The sequence below is a fragment of the Lewinella sp. IMCC34191 genome (assembly GCF_003390935.1).
Taxonomy (GTDB): Bacteria; Bacteroidota; Bacteroidia; order Chitinophagales; family Saprospiraceae; genus Neolewinella.
Map to the genome: position 1 here is coordinate 1 of NZ_QNQZ01000025.1, position 1,495 is coordinate 1,495.

At 57.5% G+C, this 1,495-nt stretch carries 2 protein-coding genes; both read right to left on the minus strand.

The features are described 5' to 3' along the window. Window positions 1–45: 45 nt before the first annotated feature. On the minus strand, window positions 46–1,056 hold the full coding sequence (locus DRW39_RS22050; RefSeq protein WP_116109419.1) for a DDE-type integrase/transposase/recombinase: 1,011 nt from the start codon (window positions 1,054–1,056) through the stop codon (window positions 46–48). Then, a complete protein-coding gene (locus DRW39_RS22970; RefSeq protein WP_116109421.1) occupies window positions 1,053–1,454 on the minus strand; it encodes a transposase in 402 nt (133 codons plus the stop codon). Before DRW39_RS22970 ends, DRW39_RS22050 begins: the two co-directional genes overlap by 4 nt. Window positions 1,455–1,495: the final 41 nt, after the last annotated feature.

Genomic DNA, 1,495 nt, shown 5'->3' on the forward strand with positions numbered 1-1,495 from the left:
GGTGAGCCTAACTGAATAGCGTTGACAGGTTTAGTACTTAGTTAGCTAGAAGGTGAGACGAAGTTGTCGGTTTTCGGTTGGATGATCGAGAACGACATGAGCGGGCAAAATTTGGCTTACCCCCTTAGTAGCCTTTGCTCCGGGGTAAGTCAAATTTGGTCCGTCCGCTGTTGCCTCCCGCATATTCTTTGGTGCCTGACCGTCGCGGATGCTTAGCGGGTGAAGCGCGGCGGCTCCTTGTGGGGTCGCCAGCCAGGCTTCGTACGCTATCGGACTGCAGCGCCGGGGCAGTTGGTGGTGGTGGCGCCGCTGGTTATAGTTGCGTACACTCCTCCCCAGCAGCCGGCGTAATTGTTCTTGATTGTGACGGGGGCGGTAGCGCAAGTACTCGTTCTTGATCACGTCGTTGAGCTTTTCGGCGTAAGCGTTATCGGTGGCCGCGGTGCACATACTGGAGCTGATCCCGTGCTGGCGCAAACTCTCCACGAAACTGCGGTAACGATACTGCGTGCCCCCGTCGCTGTGGAAGATCAGACGCGATAGGTCCTGGCCTTTTCTTTGCCGCAGGGCCATCTTTAAGGCTCGCACGTTGGCCGCCGCAGCTAGGGAAGTACTTAGAGCGTAACCCAGGATACGACGGGAGTAGACGTCCAGAATAAAAGTCAGATAGAACCACCGTTCGTGCTGACGAAAGTAGGTCGTATCGGACTGCCAGATCAGGTTTATGTCGTTGATTACCAGACCCTTGATCAGGTTGGGGAAGCGGTGACCATCGCTACGGGTGGTGCGCGCGTAGTTGCTTTCACGACGGGGCAGGGCATGACCGCGACGCGTCATCTCGGCCACGAAGCGGTCGCGTCCCAAACCCCGGGGCTGAATCTGGTGGTAAGCTTTGACCAGCCCCAATCCGGGATGGTCGCGGCGGTGCAGCAGCAGCCGCGCCTCGGCTTCGGATGCGCGGCGGAGATAGTCCACTCGACGGGCCTGAAACTGCCGCAGGGCCTGGCGTGAGGTGCCCACGACGGCCAGGATGCGCTGTTGGGTGAAGGCGGTCATGAGGGCGTCTTGTCGTTGGCAGAGTCGGAGGACGGCGGCGTAGAAGTAACTTTTTTTTGGACGTTAATGCCGTGCTCCTCGGCCAGTAGCTGTAGGCGCTCTTTGTGGAACTCAATCTCGATCTGCTTATTGCCGACCAGGCGTTCGAGCATGGCCAGGCGGGCTTCCAAGCGTTTGACTTTTTCGGTTTGCGAGTGAGGGACTTCCACGATTACGGCTTGGGGGGTAGTGGCTTGCTGGCCAAATTTTTTGATCCATCGGTAGAGAACCGTGCCCTTAATATCGTAAAGCCGGGACATTTGGCTTACCGAAAAGGTTCCGGATTCAAAGTCGCGCACCCGGGCGCGCTTAAAATCGAGGCTAAACCGGCGCCGGGGGCGGATGCGGTGGCTAGACATAAAATCGCTGATTTTGGGTCAACGTATTTCAGTTCTAGACA

Excerpts from the sequence above, each read along its gene's own strand:
- DRW39_RS22050 (WP_116109419.1), bottom strand. The coding sequence starts at position 1,056 with ATGACCGCCTTCACCCAACAGCGCATCCTGGCCGTCGTGGGCACCTCA.
- DRW39_RS22970 (WP_116109421.1), bottom strand. The coding sequence starts at position 1,454 with ATGTCTAGCCACCGCATCCGCCCCCGGCGCCGGTTTAGCCTCGATTTT.